This is a genomic window from Piscinibacter defluvii (assembly GCF_004011805.1).
Classification (GTDB): Bacteria; Pseudomonadota; Gammaproteobacteria; order Burkholderiales; family Burkholderiaceae_C; genus Piscinibacter; species Piscinibacter defluvii.
On the sequence record NZ_RCHJ01000003.1, the window covers coordinates 546,328 to 562,244 of the forward strand.

Annotated in this window: 18 protein-coding genes; 7 read left to right on the top strand and 11 right to left on the bottom strand. The window is 67.9% G+C overall.

Going from position 1 to position 15,917, the window contains the following annotated elements; translation table 11 throughout:
- Positions 1-231 precede the first annotated feature (231 nt).
- The 6 genes from D9C15_RS12060 (at position 232) to D9C15_RS12085 (ending at position 4,866) form a co-directional block, all read left to right on the top strand.
- A complete protein-coding gene (locus tag D9C15_RS12060) occupies positions 232-2,346 on the top strand; it encodes a heavy metal translocating P-type ATPase (RefSeq protein ID WP_240668395.1) in 2,115 nt (704 codons plus the stop codon).
- Complete coding sequence (locus D9C15_RS12065; protein WP_259372600.1) at positions 2,343-2,705, top strand: DUF3703 domain-containing protein; 363 nt, start codon at positions 2,343-2,345, stop codon at positions 2,703-2,705. The genes D9C15_RS12060 and D9C15_RS12065 overlap by 4 nt, the downstream gene beginning before the upstream one ends.
- Positions 2,702-3,253, top strand: a complete 552-nt coding sequence (gene lspA / locus D9C15_RS12070; RefSeq protein WP_127997680.1) for a signal peptidase II — start codon at positions 2,702-2,704, stop codon at positions 3,251-3,253. The genes D9C15_RS12065 and lspA overlap by 4 nt, the downstream gene beginning before the upstream one ends.
- Positions 3,254-3,320: 67 nt before the next feature.
- Positions 3,321-3,758 (top strand): copper chaperone PCu(A)C, encoded by a 438-nt coding sequence (locus D9C15_RS12075; protein WP_375138784.1) that lies wholly within the window; start codon positions 3,321-3,323, stop codon positions 3,756-3,758.
- Entirely contained in the window at positions 3,755-4,213 is a 459-nt protein-coding gene (locus D9C15_RS12080; RefSeq protein ID WP_127997682.1) for a disulfide bond formation protein B, read from the top strand. Before D9C15_RS12075 ends, D9C15_RS12080 begins: the two co-directional genes overlap by 4 nt.
- A 14-nt stretch (positions 4,214-4,227) precedes the next feature.
- Complete coding sequence (locus D9C15_RS12085; RefSeq protein WP_240668381.1) at positions 4,228-4,866, top strand: DsbA family protein; 639 nt, start codon at positions 4,228-4,230, stop codon at positions 4,864-4,866.
- Positions 4,867-4,878: 12 nt separating this feature from the next.
- Here the strand turns inward: D9C15_RS12085 and D9C15_RS12090 are convergent, their stop codons facing one another.
- The 3 genes from D9C15_RS12090 to D9C15_RS12100 form a co-directional block, all read right to left on the bottom strand.
- Entirely contained in the window at positions 4,879-5,262 is a 384-nt protein-coding gene (locus D9C15_RS12090; protein WP_127997683.1) for a hypothetical protein, read from the bottom strand.
- 77 nt (positions 5,263-5,339) lie between these two features.
- Positions 5,340-6,740, bottom strand: a complete 1,401-nt coding sequence (locus D9C15_RS12095) for a heavy metal sensor histidine kinase (RefSeq protein WP_127997684.1) — start codon at positions 6,738-6,740, stop codon at positions 5,340-5,342.
- Positions 6,737-7,423 carry a heavy metal response regulator transcription factor gene (locus D9C15_RS12100; protein ID WP_127997685.1) on the bottom strand — a complete coding sequence of 229 codons (687 nt, stop codon included), beginning with the start codon at positions 7,421-7,423 and terminating at the stop codon, positions 6,737-6,739. The genes D9C15_RS12095 and D9C15_RS12100 overlap by 4 nt, the downstream gene beginning before the upstream one ends.
- 157 nt (positions 7,424-7,580) lie before the next feature.
- Between D9C15_RS12100 and D9C15_RS12105 the strand changes: the two genes are divergently transcribed.
- The gene (locus tag D9C15_RS12105) at positions 7,581-7,919 is read left to right on the top strand and encodes a DUF4148 domain-containing protein (protein WP_127997686.1); all 339 of its coding nucleotides are present in this window, start codon (positions 7,581-7,583) and stop codon (positions 7,917-7,919) included.
- A gap of 10 nt (positions 7,920-7,929) precedes the next feature.
- Here the strand turns inward: D9C15_RS12105 and D9C15_RS12110 are convergent, their stop codons facing one another.
- The 8 genes from D9C15_RS12110 to D9C15_RS12145 all read right to left on the bottom strand — a co-directional run bounded on the left by D9C15_RS12110 (position 7,930) and on the right by D9C15_RS12145 (position 15,900).
- Complete coding sequence (locus D9C15_RS12110; protein WP_127997687.1) at positions 7,930-8,178, bottom strand: cytochrome c oxidase subunit II; 249 nt, start codon at positions 8,176-8,178, stop codon at positions 7,930-7,932.
- Between the two features lie 69 nt (positions 8,179-8,247).
- Positions 8,248-8,790 (bottom strand): hypothetical protein, encoded by a 543-nt coding sequence (locus D9C15_RS12115; RefSeq protein ID WP_127997688.1) that lies wholly within the window; start codon positions 8,788-8,790, stop codon positions 8,248-8,250.
- A gap of 40 nt (positions 8,791-8,830) precedes the next feature.
- The gene (locus tag D9C15_RS12120; protein WP_127997689.1) at positions 8,831-9,274 is read right to left on the bottom strand and encodes a hypothetical protein; all 444 of its coding nucleotides are present in this window, start codon (positions 9,272-9,274) and stop codon (positions 8,831-8,833) included.
- A gap of 196 nt (positions 9,275-9,470) precedes the next feature.
- Positions 9,471-9,842 carry a hypothetical protein gene (locus tag D9C15_RS12125; protein ID WP_127997690.1) on the bottom strand — a complete coding sequence of 124 codons (372 nt, stop codon included), beginning with the start codon at positions 9,840-9,842 and terminating at the stop codon, positions 9,471-9,473.
- A 36-nt stretch (positions 9,843-9,878) separates the two neighbouring features.
- A complete protein-coding gene (locus D9C15_RS12130; protein WP_127997691.1) occupies positions 9,879-10,217 on the bottom strand; it encodes a P-II family nitrogen regulator in 339 nt (112 codons plus the stop codon).
- Entirely contained in the window at positions 10,214-13,381 is a 3,168-nt protein-coding gene (locus tag D9C15_RS12135) for an efflux RND transporter permease subunit (RefSeq protein WP_127997692.1), read from the bottom strand. The genes D9C15_RS12130 and D9C15_RS12135 overlap by 4 nt, the downstream gene beginning before the upstream one ends.
- A gap of 15 nt (positions 13,382-13,396) precedes the next feature.
- Positions 13,397-14,629: an efflux RND transporter periplasmic adaptor subunit gene (locus tag D9C15_RS12140; RefSeq protein WP_127997693.1), complete on the bottom strand. Its 1,233-nt coding sequence runs from the start codon at positions 14,627-14,629 to the stop codon at positions 13,397-13,399.
- Positions 14,626-15,900 carry a TolC family protein gene (locus D9C15_RS12145; protein WP_127997694.1) on the bottom strand — a complete coding sequence of 425 codons (1,275 nt, stop codon included), beginning with the start codon at positions 15,898-15,900 and terminating at the stop codon, positions 14,626-14,628. Before D9C15_RS12145 ends, D9C15_RS12140 begins: the two co-directional genes overlap by 4 nt.
- Between the last annotated feature and the right edge of the window lie 17 nt (positions 15,901-15,917).

The following is a 15,917-nucleotide window of genomic DNA, read 5'->3' on the forward strand; positions in this document are numbered from 1 at the left end:
TCTTTTTCCGTGGTGGATCGAGGGTCTTGACTCTACACCGACTTCAGGGTTTTCAATGGAAGCCATGAGTCAAGGAACGCACCCGTGAGCACCACCCATACCCACGCAAATTCCGCTGCGGCCAGCGAGCCCGCCGACGCCTGCGGCGCCTGTCACGGGTCCTCCTGCGCCGCGCCGATACCGCTGGGCGCCGCCGCACCTGCCGGCTGGGCCCGGTTCCGCGTGCCGACGATGGACTGCGCCAGCGAGGAGTCGGAGATCCGGCGCGCGGTCGAGCACATCGCCGGCATTCGCGCGATGACTTTTCAGCTCGGGCAGCGCACGCTGGCCATCGACGCGCCGCTTGCGTCCGTTGAACAGGCCGTGGCTGCGATCCGCAAGGCCGGCTTCGATCCGCAGCCGGTGTCGGAGAAGGGCGCTGGCTCGACCAGCGAAGCGGGAACCGAATCGGAGGACCATGACCACGGCGCCGGATCGGGAGGGGCGTGGCGGCTCGGTGGTGCCCTGCTGCTGGCCCTGGGTGCGGAGGTGCTCGGCTTCTTCGCCCCGGACACGCAGGTCTGGAAAGCCGCGGGTCTCGCCGTGGCGGCCGCGGCCATCTGGCTGGCCGGATTCGACGTCTACAAGAAGGGCCTGACCGCGCTGCGCCATGGGCGGTTGAACATCAACGCCCTGATGACCGTGGCTGTCACGGGCGCGTTCGCCATTGGGCAGTGGCCAGAGGCCGCCATGGTGATGGCGCTCTACGCCATTGCGGAGGCGATCGAGGCGCGTGCTGTCGATCGCGCCCGCAACGCGATCAAGGGCTTGCTGGCCATGGCGCCCGAGGAAGCCTCGGTGCGGCAGGCCGACGGCAGCTGGGCGACCGTGCCGGTTGCATCCGTGGCGCTTGGCGCCGTCGCGCGGGTGCGGCCCGGCGAGCGCGTGCCGATGGACGGCGTGGTATCCGCGGGAAGTTCCAGCATCAACCAGGCGCCAGTCACCGGTGAGAGCATCCCGGTGGACAAGGCGGTCGGCGATCCGGTGTTCGCTGGCACGATCAACGAAACCGGCACCTTCGAGTTCGAGGTCAACGCGCTGGCGTCGAACTCGACACTCGCGCGCATCATCCACGCCGTGGAGGAAGCGCAGGGCACGCGCGCGCCCACGCAGGGCTTCGTCGACCGCTTCGCTGCCGTGTACACGCCAGCGGTCTTCGTGATCGCGCTGGCCGTGGCGCTGCTCGGCCCCTGGCTGCTCGGCTGGACCTGGATGCAGGCGGTCTACAAGGCGCTGGTGCTGCTGGTCATCGCCTGCCCCTGCGCGCTGGTGATCTCGACCCCGGTGACGATCGTCAGCGGTCTGGCGGCCGCGGCGCGGCGCGGCATTCTGATCAAGGGCGGGATCTACCTGGAGGAAGCACGCAAGCTCAAGGCCATCGCGCTGGACAAAACCGGCACGATCACCGAGGGCAAACCCAAGCTGGTGGCCTGGGAGGTGCTCGGTCCGGGGACCGATGCTGCCGCCGCCGAGCACATCGCCGCGGCGCTGGCAGGCCACTCCGACCATCCGGTCTCGCGTGCCATCGCTGCGGGCCTGCGGCCCAACAGCGTCGAAGCGAAGGACTTCAAGGCCATCGCCGGTCGCGGTGTCCAAGCCGACATCGGCGGCGCCGTCTATGTGCTGGGCAACCATCGGCTGATCGAGGAGCGTGGCCAATGCTCCCCGGCGCTCGAGGCCACCTTGCGCACGCACGAGGAAGCGGGCCGTACGGTCAGCCTGCTTGCCTCCGAGGCGGGCCCAGTCGCCTTGTTCGCCGTCGCCGATACGATCAAGTCGTCGTCGCGCGAAGCGGTGGTATCGCTCAAGGCACTCGGCATCACGCCGGTGATGCTGACCGGAGACAACCAGGCCACGGCCACAGCCATCGCGCACGAGGCTGGCATCGATGAGGCGCAGGGGAACCTGCTGCCCGAGGACAAGCTCGAAGCGATCAAGGCGCTGCAGGCAAAACATGGTCTGACCGCGATGACCGGCGATGGGATCAATGACGCGCCGGCGCTGGCTCAGGCCGACATCGGCGTGGCGATGGGCGCGGCCGGCACCGACACCGCGATGGAAGCGGCGGACGTGGTGGTGATGAACGACGATCTGCGCCGCATCGCCGAAACCGTGCGGCTGTCGCGGTCCACGCATGCGGTGCTGTGGCAGAACATCACGCTGGCGCTGGGCATCAAGGCGGTGTTCCTGGTCATGGCGGTGTTCGGCAACGCCTCGATGTGGATGGCGGTATTCGCCGACATGGGGGCGAGCCTGCTGGTCGTGGTGAACGGCCTGCGGCTGTTGAGAAAAGGGGAGGGCAAGTGACGACAGCGACAGGATCACGGCGCATCGAGGCCTTCGAGGCCGCAATGACCGAGGCTGCCCGGCACCGGTCCGTCGGCGACCCCAGGAGCGCGTTCGCGGCCCTCGAGCGCGCGCATGTGCTTGGGCAAATCGACTTCGTGCCGCATGTGCGGGTGCACTGGCAGATGCTTCGGGCCGGCTGGGCGGCGGGCGACCGGCGCGAAGTGACGGGCCAGTTGATGCGCATCGCGTTGGTGCCGGTGGGCCATCTGGTCGGCCGCCTGCCGGTCGGCAACACCGGCGGTTCGAACGTCAGTGCGTTCAAGCCGATGGCAATCCCGCCCGATCTCGAGCGGCTGATCGCGGACCGCGACCGATGACGCCCGCATCCGTCGGCCTTGTCGAACCACGCGCGGCGGCCGCGGCGTCGCGGGGCCGCTGGTGGCTGCTGATGGGCGTCGCCGCCTTGCTCCTCGTGCTGGATCAGGGCATCAAGTGGGTGGTCGCCGCGAATCTGCCTCTGGGCGAAGGCATCACCGTCACCGCCTGGTTCAATCTTGTCCATGTCCTCAACCCCGGCGCGTCGTTCTCGTTCCTCGCCGACGCGGGCGGCTGGCAGCGCCACGCGCTCACCGCGGTCGGCCTGGCCGTCAGTGTTGCGCTCGCCGTGCTGCTGTGGCGCGGCGTTGGCAGCCGACTCGAAACGGCTGCCTATGTTGGTTTGATCGGTGGCGCGCTCGGCAATGTCGTCGACCGGCTGCGCATCGGCGCCGTGGTCGACTACCTCGACCTGCATTGGCGCGGCATGCACTGGCCCGCCTTCAATCTGGCGGACATCTTCATCGTCGGCAGCGCGGTGCTGCTCGTGCTGGCCTCGTTCCGGCCAAGGGCCGATTCGCGCGAAGCCGGCCGAGGAGGTGCGACGTGAGTCCGCAAGCGCCAGCAACCGATCCCGGGGCGAGAATGTCGAGATGAGCCTTCTTCTTCCAAAGCGTGTGTTGTCCCGCTGTCTCGCCGCGCTGCTGGCCGTGGGCGCGGCGTCGGTGGTGCATGCGCAGGTGACCGTCGATGGCGCCTGGGCGCGCGCCACCGTGCCGAACCAGTCGGCCACCGGCGCCTTCATGCGGTTGACCGCCCAGAAGGACGTCGTGCTGACGGGCGCCAGTTCGCCGGCCGCCGACATCGTCGAAGTGCACGAGATGTGGCTGGACAAGGACATCATGCGGATGCGGCCCGCCGACCGCGTGCCTTTGAAGGCCGGCCAGACCATCGAGCTGAAGTCGGGTGGCCTGCACGTCATGATGATGGACCTGAAGAAGCAGCTCAAGGCGGGCGAGCGCGTGCCCCTGACGCTCTCGTTCACCGCGGCCGACGGCAGCGTGTCGAAGGTCGAGGTGAACGCGACGGCTGGCTTCGCGCCACCGGCACGATGAGCGAAGAACAGCCGGTTGCCCGGCATGGCAACAGCCGAAACGCCACGTTCTGGACGCCGCTGTTCCTGGCCTGGCTGCTGGCGCTTCTGGCCACGGCCGGCGCGTTGTTCCTGGGCGAGGTGATGGGCAAGACGCCGTGCGTGCTGTGCTGGTACCAGCGCATCGCGATGTTCCCGCTGGTGCTGGTGCTCGGCATGGGCCTGTTCGCGTCGGATGCGCGCAGCGTTCGCTACGCGCTGCCGCTGGCCGGCGTGGGATGGGGGATCGCCGCCTACCACCTGCTGGTCTTCTGGGGCGTGGTGTCCGAGGGGCTGGTGCCGTGCGGCAAGGGATCGTCCTGCGCCGACGCCGACGTCCAGGTGGCCGGCGTGGTCCCGATTCCTTTGCTTTCGCTCGCGGCGTTCACGGGAATCGGGGTTGCGTTGTGGGTGGCAAGAAGAAGGGCAAGAACATGAGCAGGAAGTGGATCGTGCTGGGCACCGTCGCGGCGGTGGTTCTGGCTTTCGTGGCCGGCGTCGTGGTCTTCACGAACCGCTCGAACCAAGAAGTGAAGCAGGCGGCGCAGGCGAACAGCGATGCGCTGGTCAGGCCGCACTCGCCGATCTTCGGCAATCCGGCGGCGAAGGTGACGATCGTCGAGTTCTTCGATCCGTCCTGCGAGACCTGCCGGGCCCTCTATCCGATCGTCAAGCAGATGGTCAACGCGAGCTTCGGCCAGGTCAGGCTGGTGGTGCGCTATGCGCCGCTGCACCACGGGTCGGACACGGCAGTCAAGATCCTCGAAGCGGCGCGGCAGCAGGGCAAGTACTGGGAGGCGCTCGAGCGCGCCCTGGCTGCACAGCCGCAGTGGGCTGCGCACGATCGCCCGCAGCCGCAGATGATCTGGAACCTCATCGGTGACATCGGGCTCGACATCGTGAAGGCGAGGGCGGATGCCGACGGCCCGGCCGTCGCCCAGGTGCTGCGGCAGGACATTGCCGACATGCAGGCCCTGAAGGTCGACCGGACGCCAGGCTTCTTCGTCAACGGCACACCGCTGCGTGAGTTCGGCGAGGCGCAGTTGAAGGCGCTCGTCGAGCAGGAGCTCAAGAAGGCTGGTACGCCCTGAACAACCGGCGGTTCAAGGGGTGAGCCGCACCCGGATGTTCACGGGCTCGCCACCGGGGTTGGACCACAACCAGCAGTAGTCATGGCTTGCGCTCGGCGCGAGGCGGCCCCTTGCCGCCATGATCGCCGAGAGGCTTTCCGGGTACTTCACCGCGCCGCCCTCGTGGAAGTGGGTGTTGAATGCGACGGGTGCTTCGGATTCGAAGGCCCAGTCGAGCGCTCGTCCGGGCTGCAGCCTGGTGCACAGTTCGACGAACTCGCCCGGTGGCGCCGTCAACTGGCGGACCAGAGGGCGGTCGTTCGGCAGTGTCACTTCCACGAGCTGGCGCTGCGCCGGACTGGCCTCCGCCATGCACGCAAGAATGGCGACGGAGAGCAGGCGCGCTGAGCACGGCATTGCAGACTCCTCAACTCCGGCCCGTCCGATTTGGCGGCCGCGCATCGGCACTTGGATGCCGGATCGGGCCGCAGCGTTCAATGCCCCGGAAAGACGGTTCTTGCTGTGGAGGAGGTGGCCGGCGCCGACAAGCCGGTCTCGTCGGTCGCCGCGCCCCGCAAGCTCATGCCGATCGCCGAAATCCCGCCCGACGACTTTGCCAAGGGCCGCCCTCCGTGCATGCGCGCGATGGCCGCAACGATGGACAGTCCGAGCCCGTGGTTGCGATCGGCGTCGCTGCGCGAGGCATCGCCGCGGTAGAAGCGGTCGAACAGGCGCGGAAGATCGTCGGGCCCGATGGTGACGCCGCGATTCACCACCTTCAACCGCACCTCGCCGGCCGCTTCAGCAGTGATCTCCACGCGCACGGTCGACCCGCGCTGCGCATATCGCGTGGCATTGCCGATCAGATTGGACAGGGCGCGCTGCAGCAGCGGGGTGTCGAAGCTGCCCTCGGCATCGCCGACGATCTCCAGCGCCAGGCCGGCATCGACAAGTGCCGCCTCATGGTAGTTGCACACCTGCCGCGCCAACGCGGCGAGGCTCGGAGTCGGGACGCGTCGCGCTGAGGCGCCGCGATCGGCCTGCGACAGGAACAGCATGTCGTGCACGATGCTGGCGACGCGCTGCAGTTCCTCCAGGTTCGAGCCGAGCACCTCGCGCAGTTCGTCAGCGTCACGGGCTTTGCGCAATGCGAGCTCGGTGCTGCCGATCAGCGTCGCCAGCGGCGTGCACAGTTCGTGGGCCACGTCTGCGTTGAAGCCTTCCAGCTGAGCGTAGGCCAGCTCCAGCCGGCCGAGCAACTCGTTGAACTGCGCGATCAGCGGCTCGAGTTCCTCCGGCTGCGCGGAGCCGTCCAGCCGGCGATGCAGGGTATCGGCCGCGAGTTGCCGGGTCTGGTTCACCAGATCGCGCAGCGGGCGCAGGCCAAGGCGCACGAGCACGAAGCCGCCGGCCGACACGAGCAGCGCGCCGGCGAGCGCGGCCACCGCGAGCGTGAGTCCGATGCGGCGCAGCAGCGCGGCATCTTCCCGGATGTCCAGTGCCAGGACGGCATCGAGCGAGCCTTGCTCGGGCGCCGGCGCAGGCAGTGCGAACCGTGCGACGCGCACGTCGCCCGTCGGTGTTGGCGAGGAGCGCCGATAGAACTCCGATCCGTCGGCGGCGCGCGTCAGCGCCAAAGCCATGTCGGGATGGCCGATGAAGAAGTCGTCGAGCTTGTGCTTCAGCGTCGCCACGTCACCGTCGTGCGACGACTCCGCGAGCAGGTGGCGAAGCTGCACCTGCTTCTGCACCAGTTCCTCCGACTGGCGGGCCTGGAAGCCCAGATGCGTGGCGCCGTAGACCGCCGCACACACCACGACAAGGCCGGCCAGGCTCTGCAGAGCCAGCCAGTACGACAGCCGGCGGCCGAGCGACCCGATGCGGCTGCGGCTCATTCGTCGCGCGACTCCAGCACGTAGCCCATGCCGCGCACGGTGTGCAGCAAGGTGCGCTCGAAGGGCGCATCGAGCTTGTTGCGCAGGCGGCGAATGGCGACGTCGATGACGTTCGTCGCGCTGTCGAAGTTCATGTCCCACACCTGCTCGGCGATCTCGGTGCGTGACAGCACCTCGCCTTGCCGGCGCACGAAAAGCGCGAGTAGTCCGAACTCTTGCGCGGTGAGCTCGAGTCGGCGGCCGGCGCGAACCGCCTTGCGGCGGATCAGGTCGATCTCGAGATCTGCCAGCCCGAGCACGGTCGCGCCGTCGTTGGCGCGGGCAGGGCGTGCGCGGCGCAGCAGCACCTGGATGCGCGCCAGCAGTTCGGAGAAGGCGAAGGGCTTGACCAGGTAGTCGTCGGCGCCGCTCTGCAGCCCGCGCACCCGGTCTTCGACACGCACACGGGCGGTCAGCATCAGCACAGGCGTCTGCTTGCTCTGGCGCAACGCCGCGAGCAGGCCCAGGCCATCGATGCCCGGCAGCATGCCGTCGAGCACGATCAGTTCGTAGTCGGACTCCATCGCGAGGTGCAGGCCATCGACACCGTTGTGGGCGAGGTCCACCACGAAGCCTTCCTCGGTCAGTCCCTTGCGCAGGTACTCGGCCAGCTTGACCTCGTCGTCGATCACCAGCAGCTTCATGCGCGCAGGACCGTGATGCGGCTATGTGGCCAGCCTGTCCAAACTGTCATCGCTTCGACCCGTTTCTGTTGGTGCGCGGTTTCTAGATTGGCGGTCATGCCGTCAGGCATCCCGCGGCAGGTTGCTTGCGGGAACCCCCAGCCAAGGAATAGACACCATGCGCTTCGACAAGTTCGCCCTCGCCACCGTCGCCGCCATCTCCACCCTCTCGTTGCCCGGTCTGTCGCAGGCCGCGTCGATCTATCACGCCGCCGGCGGCGAGGCGGGGTTCACGTACCACCCGGATCACGCCACGAACGGCAAGGCACGCGCCGAGGTGCTGGCCGAACTCGAGGCCGCGCGCAAGGACGGCACGCTGGCGCTGATCCAGCGCGGTGCGCCCCTGCCGATCAAGAATGCCGGCCCGGCCAAGACGCGCCAACAGGTCATCGACGAGATGCGCAACGAGTCGCCCGAACAGCGTCGGGCGCGCATGGAGCTGACGGCCGGCGGCTGAGCATCGGGCCTCATTCGTGGCGGCGTGGAGGGCTCTTGGCGGAGCCGCCTCGCCGCTTGCGCTTCGCGGCGCTCTGGTTCTTCGCGAGTCGCCGTTCCAGGCGCTGGCTGTAGCTGCGCTCGGGCTCGGGGACCGGGGGCGGATGGCGCTTGCGCCAGTACCGGTAGGCAAACCACGCAACGACACCGGCGACGAGAAAACCCAGCCACAGCCAGGCGATCGTCTGGGCCAGATCGGTGTCGAGATACTTTCGGCCCATGCCAAGTCCTCGAACGGGAATCGAAGGGATTGCGGGAACGCAACCGACAGCCGCCCGACGCGCCGTTCCTCATCCGATATCGGCCACGAGCCGCAGCGGCGTCGCGCGTTGGCGGGACTCCGCGGCATCGCCGCGTTCAAGTCGATAGTCGCTGCCCCACACCCAGACGCTGCCGATCACCTCGACAAAGACCACTTCCCCCGCGGCGCCGGCGATGTCCAGAGTGGCAGAACCCTCCGGCCACGTGACGGCGAGGCGGTGACTGCCCGCAGACAGGCGCCAGCGCGCGAAGGACTCCGGCACCGTATCGACGGACGAAGCGCCATCGCTGCTGACCCGCACGACGTTCTTGGAATCGCCCCAGCGTTTGCGAACCAGGTAGACCGTCAGCTTGCCGGGTGCGGGTTCAAAGCGTTTCGCATCGGCCTCGATCGATTCCGAAGGGATAGCCGATGGTGTGCAGGTGAGCGTCGGGCGGTAACTCTTGCCGATGCGGAAGCAGTAGGTGCCGTCGGCGTTCGCGGGCCGCACCGGCTTGGTCATGCAGCCTGCCGTCAGCAACGCGGAGCCGCCCACGGCGAAGAGCAGGGCGCGTCTGCGTACGAGATTCATGGTCATATCCCATTCGGTTCAGTTGAGTCCGGTCGCCGTGTCATCGCGGTGCAGAGGTGGTCCACTGCGCGTCCGCGATCAGCCTTGTCGTGCGCGCGCGCAGCTTCGCTCCTGCGGGATCGGCGTCTGACCAGTGGTAGGGACGATCCAGTGGCACCGACGATCCCGCAAGTTCGACGATGCGCAGCTCCCCAGCCTCTCCTCTGACATCGAAGCCGTGGACCCGCTCGTTCCACTCGAACGCGAGTTGATGCGCACCCGGCGCCAAGCGAAGTCGGATCAATGAACGCGGCAGCGTCCCGATCTGCGAGTCTCCATCGACGCTGACGGTCAGCGGCCGAACCGCGTCCACCCAGGCTGATCGCACCACGTACACCGTGAGTACGCCGGGCGTCGCCTCGAAACGCTTGGCGTCGGCCTCTATCGCGGCGCTGGGTACGGGCTCGGGCGTGCAGACCGTGCGCTTCGTGCGTGGCGTCGACATGCAGTAGGTCCGGCTGTCGCCTGTGCTCTGCTCAGGGGCAGTGGCACAGCCTGCCAAGACTCCAGACGAGGCAAGGGCGCCCAGCAAAAGTTGTCTGCGCGAGACCATTCGGTTCTCGTGATCAGTTCATGTCTTGGCCTGCAGCGCCGCCAGGGCGGCTCGGTGGGGCCGTAGCGCCAATGCTCGGGAACGCCGCCTACTTCAGCGTGAACCGCGCGGCCACGGCTGGCTTCCCGTTCAATGCCACATCCGCCAGCACCTTGGTGCCGGCGCCGACCTTGAAGCTGCCCTTGGCTTCGAGCTTGTCGCCAGCCAGCGCCAGCGGCGCCTCGGTCTTGTCGTTGCCGTTGAACACCGTGACCTTGCCGGTGGCGCTGGTCAGCTTCATCGGCTTGCCGTGGTCGCTGACGTGGATGACGATCAGGTCCGCCTTGGCGACGAGTTCCATGTCGCCGGCCTTGGTTTCGACGACGACGCCGCCATGCTTTGGCGCGTGGTCCTCGGCGGCGAACGCGGGCGCTGCCGCGGCGGCGGCGGAGATCAGGAGGGTCGTGAGAAGGTGCTTCATCGTGAATCCTTGGTGGGTTGGAAGAAAAAGGGGGCGTCAGTGGATGGGCGTCGCGCTGACCACATCGATGACGGTGATCCATCCGGCGATCGCCTGGCCAGTGCGGGCGGCGTCGGTGAGCGCTGCCGAGAGGGCCTCGACCTCGCTGTCCTCGCACAGCAACTCCAGCTTGTATTCGTTGACGACTTCGTCGCCGAGGTCCATCGCATAGTGCTTCTCGTCGCTGTCCAGAGGCAGCAGCGAGCCCTTGACGATGTAGACGGCGAGGTTGTGGCGGCGGCCACCGCGGGCGCCGCCCCAGGCCGGGCTGTCCTTCAGTGCCGCGATCACGTCGGCGATGCGGCTGCGATGCACGTAGGCCTTGATTTCCTTCATGGCGTCTCCTGGGTGGGTTGCGGTAGCGCGACGGCTTGCGGTTGTTCGGCGTCTTCTTCGGCCGCGTCACGCGCGCGCTGCTTGGCTTCGGCGCGCGACTCCGACCATTCGTAGATCAGCGGCAGCAGCAGCAACGTCAGCAGCGTCGAGGTGATCAAGCCGCCGATCACCACGGTGGCCAGCGGGCGCTGGGTCTCGGCGCCGACGCCGGTGGAAATCAGCATCGGCACGAGCCCGAGGATCGCCACCGAGGCCGTCATCAGCACCGGCCGCAGGCGCAGCGCGGCGCCCTGGCGCACGGCATCGCGGATCGACAGGCCGTGCTTGCGCTGGTCGTTGAGGAACGAGACCAGCACGATGCCGTTCAGCATCGCGACCCCGAACACGGCGATGAAGCCGATGGCCGACGGCACCGACAGGTACTGGCCGGTGATGAACAGCCCGACGATGCCTCCGATGATCGCGAACGGGACGTTTGCAATGATCAGCGTGGCATGGCGCACCGAGTTGAACGCCGTGTACAGCAGGATGAAGATCAGGCCGATGGTCAGCGGGACGATGATGCCCAGGCGTTCCATCGCACGCTGCTGGTTCTCGAAGGCGCCGCCCCATTCCACCCAGTAGCCGGTGGGCATCTTCACCTTCGCCTGGATCGCGGCGTTCGCGTCCTTGACGAAGCTGTCAACGTCGCGGCCCTGCACGTCCATCTGCAGTACGGCGTAGCGCTGCAGCGCTTCGCGCCGCACGAAGGTGTAGCCCTCGGCGAGCTCGATCTTCGCCACCTGGGCGAAGGGCACGATCGCGCCTTCGGAAGTGCGGATGGGAATGGCGGCGATGGCCGATGGGCTGTTGCGGAACTCCTCCGGCAGCCGTACGGAAATGTCGAAGCGGCGTGTGCCTTCGATCAGCGTCGAGACGGTCTCGCCGCCGATGCCGGCCTGGACGATGGCCAGGATGTCGTCGGCGTTCAGGCCATAACGTGCCGCCGCCTGGCGGTCCACCTTGATGACCATCTGCGGCTTGCCCTTGTTGGCTTCCGCGGACAAGTCGGCCACGCCGGGCACACCACCGACCACGCCCTTGAGCTGCGCGGACAACTCTTCGAGCTTGTCCAACTCCTCGCCGTACACCTTCAGCGCCAGCGTCGCGCGCACGCCGGAGATCAGCTCTTCGACGCGCATCTGGATCGGCTGAGTGGCGCCGAAGACAGCGGTCTGCACCGCACCTTCGAGGAACTCCTGCATCTCCCGGCCGAGAGCGGCATACGACTGTTTCGTCGGCCACTCGTCCTTGGGCTTCATGTCGAGCAGGACTTCCATGTAGTTCACATCGGCCGTCTCGCCTTTCTCGGCGCGGCCGATGGTGGCCAGCACCGAGTTCACCTGCGGGTACTTCTTGCGCAGGGCGGCGTCCATCACGTTGGCCACGCGGACCGATTCCTCGAGCGATGTCGAGGGAATGCCGACGACGCGGAACATGATCGCGTCCTCCTGCAGCGTCGGCATGAACTCCTTGCCGAGCAGCGGGAAGAGGGCGAGGGCGCCGACGAGCAGCGCGACCGCCGCGCCGATGACGGTCTTCTTGCGGTCGAGCGCCCAGTCCAGCATCGGCAGGTAGAGCTTCTTCGCGCCGCGCACCAGCCAGGTGTCCTTCTCCTCCTTGGGCTTGAGGATCAGCGCCGCCAGCACCGGCACCAGCGTGAGCGACAGCAGCAGCGAGCCGGCCATCGCGAACGTGATGGTCAGTGCCATCGGCTTGAACAGCTTGCCTTCCAGCCCCGTCAGCGAGAACAGCGGCAGGAACACGACGATGATGATCATGATCGCGAAGGCGATCGGGTTCGCCACTTCGCGCGCCGCTTCGAGCACCACGTGGGTCCGGTTGATCGGCCGGCCCGACTCGCGTGCATGCGCCAGCAGGCGGAAGGCGTTCTCCACCATCACAACCGCGCCGTCGACCATCATCCCGATGCCGATCGCCAGCCCGGCCAACGACATCAAGTTGGCCGACATGCCGAAGCGCTGCATGCAGATGAACGCGAACAGCATCGCCAGCGGCAGCGTGACGATCACGACGATCGCGGAACGGAACTCGCCGAGGAACAGGAACAGGATCACCGCGACCAGGATCGAGCCTTCGATGAGGGCGTTGGTCGAGGTCGCCAGCGCCTTGTCGACGATCTCGGTGCGGTCGTAGGCTGCCTTCAGCTCGATGCCCTTGGGCAGCGCGGCCTGCGCGATGGCGAGCTTCTCCTTGACCGCCTTCACCACGGAGGCTGAGTTCTCGTGGATGCGCGCCAGCGCGATGCCGAGCACCGTCTCCTGGCCGTTGCGTGTGACTGCGCCGAAGCGCACGGCCGGGGCCTCCTTCACGTCGGCCACGTCGCGCACGTAGACCGGCGAGCCGTTGCGCTCGGCCACGACGATGGTGCCGATGTCGGCGGCGTTGCTGACGAGCCCCAGACCGCGCACCAGGTACTGCTCGACACCGATGTTCAGGAACTGCCCGCCGACCTGCTTGTTGTTGGCCGCGAGCCGCTCCATCACTTCCTTGAACGACAGCCCGTACTTGACCAGTCGCCGCGGGTCAATCTGCACCTGGTACTGCTTTTCGTGGCCGCCCCAGGTCGTCACGTCATCGACACCCGCGGCCGTGCGCAGGATGAGCCGCACCGTCCAGTCCTGCAGCGTGCGCAGGTCCATTGCACTGAGCTTCTTGTCGGCGTCCTCGATCGTGTACCAGAACACCTGGCCCAGGCCCGAGCTGTTGGGGCCGAGTTCGGGTTCGCCGTAGCCTGCGGGCAAGCGGCCTTTCACCTCCTGCAGCTTCTCGCCCACGAGACGGCGCGCGAAGTAGATGTCGACGCTGTCCTTGAAGTACACGCCGACGTAGGACAGGCCGAACAGCGAGACCGAGCGGACGACTTCCACGTCCGCCAGGCCCGCCATCGCGGCTTCGATCGGAACGGTGAGCAGCTTTTCGATGTCTTCGGCGGCGACGCCGGGGGACTCGGTATAGATGTTCACCTGCGCCGGCGTCACGTCGGGGAAGGCGTCCACCGGCACCTGCCGGTAGGCCATGGCCCCGAGGCCGATGAGCACGGCGAAGGCCACCAGCACCAGCACTTTGTAGCGCAGGCTGGCATCAACGATTGCATTGAGCATGGTCCGTGGTCCTTCTCAATGCCCGTGGCCGAGCTGGGATTTCAGCTTGCGTGCCTTGAGCGCATAGGCCCCGGAAGTGACCACCTGGTCGCCAGCCTTGATGCCCGACTTGAGCAGCGTGCGGCCGCCCACCCGTTCACCCGGCTCGACCTGGCGCGCTTCGTACGCACCCTGGTCGTAGACGAAGACGGTCGGCTGGCCCTCGAGCAGCACGATGGCCGCGTCGGGCAAGCTGATGACATCACGCTTGTCGCCGCCCGCCTCGATGGTCGCGGTGGCGAACATCTCGGGCTTCAGGCGGCCGTCCGCGTTGGCGACCTCGATGCGGGCCGCGATCGTGCGGGTGTCCTTGTCGAGCATCGCGCCGATGTGGCCGACACGCCCGCTGAAGGTTTCTCCAGGATAGGCCGGGACCGTCACCTTGGCGTTGGCGCCCATCCGGACCTTGGCCAGCGCGGCTTCGGGCAGATCAGCCTGGATCCAGACGCGGCTGAGGTCGGCGATCGTGAACATCGCCTCGCTCGGGCTGCCCAGTTCGCCCAGCGTCACCTTCTTCTCGATCACGGTGCCTGCAAACGGCGCCGTGACGGCAAAGCCGGCAACGCCGCTGCCGCTGGCCGCCTGTGCGCCACCGAGCAGCCGCAGCCGATCGGCGGCGTTGCGCACGGCGGCGGTCGCCTTGTCGCGGTCGGCCTGGGCGCGCAGGAAGTCCTTGCGCGGGATGATTTCCTCCGCGTTCAGCGACTCGGCGCGCTTGAAGTCGGCATCGGCGATCCGCAGTTCGGCCTGGGCCTGGGTCCAGGTGGCATGAGCTTCAGCAACATCGACGCTGTCGAGCGTGGCCAGCGTCTGCCCGGCGCGCACGCGGTCACCCAGCTTCGCCGGGGCCGAAGTGATGCGGCCTTCGATTCGGGGTGCGACACGGGCCAGACGGTCCTGGTCGGGCCGGATCGTTGCGGTGACCTGAAGCGTCTCGCCAAGTGCTTCCGCCTTGATCGCTTCGACCTTCACGCCGGCGCGTTCCGCCTCCTCGGCGGTGAGGGTCAGTTCCTCTGAGCCTTCCTTGTGCTCGTCCTTCTTTTCGCCGGCATGCTCGGCATGTTTGTCGCCTTCAGCGGCATGCTCGTCCTTGGCTCCGCCCTTGCCGCAGGCGGCGAGCGAGACAGCGACGGCCAGTGCCAGGGCGACTTTGGTCGCCAGCCCGGCCAGGCGCTTCGGACGCCCTGTGTCGTCTTGCAGCGTGATCATTGCGAGGTTCCTTCCCGCGACCAGCCGGCCGCGTTTTCGAGTTCGATTCGGGTGGTGTGGAATTCGGCCAGCGCGTCGTTCAGATCGCGTTCGGCGTCCAGGGCCTGGCGATTCACGAGCAGTTGATCGAGCAGGCCGATCTGGCCGGCCTGCCGCGACTTCGCGGCGAGTTGCTGGTTGTCGGCCGAGGCGGCGACCATCGCGCGCTGCAGGCGCGCCACGCGCTCGCGCTGGCTGTCGAGCCGGCTCCAGAGGCGCCGCACCTGGGCCTGGCCGTCGCGCGTCGCGGCGGCACGTTCGATTTCAGCCTGCGTTGCATCGCTCATGGCCTGGCCGATGGCCGCGTCGTTGCGCTTGAAGAGCGGCAGCGGCACGGAAAGGGTCAGCGTGGTGACGCGCTCGCGACCGTCGGCCGGACCCTCGCGGCCGACGTTCAGCCCGACCGTCACGTCCGGGTAGCGGCTGGCCCGCTCGACGCCGACCCGTGCGCGGGCGGCGTCTTCGCGTGCAGCCAGCGCGCGCTGCCTGGGCAAGGCCTGCGCCGATGCGAGCAGTTGATCGAGGCCATAGGGCAGTGGCGCGCCATTCGGCACGCCGAGGTCGCCGATCACCTCCGGCACGGCGGACGGCGGCAACTGCAGGGCTGTGGCGAGGTCGGCCTTGGTGTCCTGCAGATGCTCTTGCGACACCGCCAGCGCATTGCGGGCGCGTTCGGCCTCGATCAGGGCGACGTTGGCATCCAGGCGGGTGTCCTCGCCCGCGCTGCGCCGCCTGGCGACGGCCTGCGCAGTGCCGTCGAACAGCTCGACCGAACGCTGTTCGAGCCGCACCCGCCGCTGCGCGGCAAGCACGGCATGGAATCGCAGCGACGCTTCGGCGCGTGCCTGGCGCCGCGCATCTTCGATCTCGGCGCGCAAGGCCTCCAGCGATGCGGACGCGGCCTCGCGGCGGCGCGCCTGCTGGCCACCAATCTCGATCGGCTGCGCGATGCCCAGGCCCCACTCGCGGGCGTTGCCATCTGGAGTCGCGGCGCTGCGTCGCGTCCGCTCCACGCTGAGCTCGGGGTTGTTGAAGAGCAGTGACGCGGCTTCGCGGCGGGAGCCTTCGGCGGCCACCAACTGGGCCTCGCGCGCACGCACGGCGGGGCTGGCGGCTTCTGCCAGCCGCAGCGCCTCCGTAAGCGTCAGCGGGCCCGAGCCCGCGGTCTGCGCACTCGCGGGAACGGTCGAGGCAGCCAGCACGAAGGCCAGCGCCAGGAGTGGGAATCGCATCGAATCATCCTTCTGGT

What these genes read in the sequence shown, in the direction of transcription:
- lspA (WP_127997680.1), top strand. Translation starts at nt 2,702, where the DNA reads ATGACGCCCGCATCCGTCGGCCTTGTCGAACCACGCGCGGCGGCCGCG.
- D9C15_RS12145 (WP_127997694.1), bottom strand. Translation starts at nt 15,900, where the DNA reads ATGCGATTCCCACTCCTGGCGCTGGCCTTCGTGCTGGCTGCCTCGACC.
- D9C15_RS12080 (WP_127997682.1), top strand. Translation starts at nt 3,755, where the DNA reads ATGAGCGAAGAACAGCCGGTTGCCCGGCATGGCAACAGCCGAAACGCC.
- D9C15_RS12140 (WP_127997693.1), bottom strand. Translation starts at nt 14,629, where the DNA reads ATGATCACGCTGCAAGACGACACAGGGCGTCCGAAGCGCCTGGCCGGG.
- D9C15_RS12130 (WP_127997691.1), bottom strand. Translation starts at nt 10,217, where the DNA reads ATGAAGGAAATCAAGGCCTACGTGCATCGCAGCCGCATCGCCGACGTG.
- D9C15_RS12120 (WP_127997689.1), bottom strand. Translation starts at nt 9,274, where the DNA reads ATGTCGACGCCACGCACGAAGCGCACGGTCTGCACGCCCGAGCCCGTA.
- D9C15_RS12135 (WP_127997692.1), bottom strand. Translation starts at nt 13,381, where the DNA reads ATGCTCAATGCAATCGTTGATGCCAGCCTGCGCTACAAAGTGCTGGTG.
- D9C15_RS12095 (WP_127997684.1), bottom strand. Translation starts at nt 6,740, where the DNA reads ATGAGCCGCAGCCGCATCGGGTCGCTCGGCCGCCGGCTGTCGTACTGG.
- D9C15_RS12125 (WP_127997690.1), bottom strand. Translation starts at nt 9,842, where the DNA reads ATGAAGCACCTTCTCACGACCCTCCTGATCTCCGCCGCCGCCGCGGCA.
- D9C15_RS12115 (WP_127997688.1), bottom strand. Translation starts at nt 8,790, where the DNA reads ATGAATCTCGTACGCAGACGCGCCCTGCTCTTCGCCGTGGGCGGCTCC.
- D9C15_RS12110 (WP_127997687.1), bottom strand. Translation starts at nt 8,178, where the DNA reads ATGGGCCGAAAGTATCTCGACACCGATCTGGCCCAGACGATCGCCTGG.
- D9C15_RS12100 (WP_127997685.1), bottom strand. Translation starts at nt 7,423, where the DNA reads ATGAAGCTGCTGGTGATCGACGACGAGGTCAAGCTGGCCGAGTACCTG.
- D9C15_RS12060 (WP_240668395.1), top strand. Translation starts at nt 232, where the DNA reads ATGGACTGCGCCAGCGAGGAGTCGGAGATCCGGCGCGCGGTCGAGCAC.
- D9C15_RS12105 (WP_127997686.1), top strand. Translation starts at nt 7,581, where the DNA reads ATGCGCTTCGACAAGTTCGCCCTCGCCACCGTCGCCGCCATCTCCACC.
- D9C15_RS12090 (WP_127997683.1), bottom strand. Translation starts at nt 5,262, where the DNA reads ATGCCGTGCTCAGCGCGCCTGCTCTCCGTCGCCATTCTTGCGTGCATG.